General features: G+C 40.3%; 1 pseudogene. It reads left to right on the plus strand.

Features of this window, described 5'->3' with window-relative positions:
• Nucleotides 1–98 precede the first annotated feature (98 nt).
• Nucleotides 99–635 (plus strand): annotated as a pseudogene (locus FD28_RS13025) (IS30-like element ISLpl1 family transposase); the annotation flags it as partial.

A 635-nucleotide genomic window follows, 5' to 3' on the forward strand; every position in this document is an offset into this window, starting at 1 on the left:
GTAGATTGTAAAATTAATCCGAACGCTGTTCGGACAAAAAAGATCAGCTTCCTTTAAAATGGTGTTTACCACAAACCCATCTTTTAGGAGCTGATCTTTTGTCTAGTATAACCTATTCCGAACGAATTAAAATCGAAACCTTTTGTGAACTAGGGCTGTCCAATATCCAAATGGGCGTTCGGCTGAACCGATCACCGTCAACAATTTCTTATGAATTATCTCGATGTCAACCTTATCAGGCTGAATTAGCACAAACAGATGCCGAATACAAGCGATCACGATGTGGTCGGAAAACTAAGCTGAGCGATGAGTTAAAGCAAAAAATTCTCAACCATTTACGTCTAAGCTGGTCACCAGGAATGATTGCTCACGAATTTAAACTAGCTACTAAATCTATTTATAATTGGCTAAATCAGGGGAGAATTGGTTTCTCCTTGAATGATCTACCTGAACATGGCGTACGCCAACGGCGTAACGTTGACCAACGATCCAAATATAATCAATCTTTGGGGCGATCAATTGAACAGCGTCCCATGATGATTAATCAACGTAATCGCATCGGCGATTTTGAACTAGATACAGTCGTTGGTCCTCGTGGGCATAGTAAGGCAGTTTTATTAACTTTAATCGATCGC

The organism is Levilactobacillus hammesii DSM 16381 (genome assembly GCF_001434395.1).
GTDB lineage: Bacteria > Bacillota > Bacilli > Lactobacillales > Lactobacillaceae > Levilactobacillus > Levilactobacillus hammesii.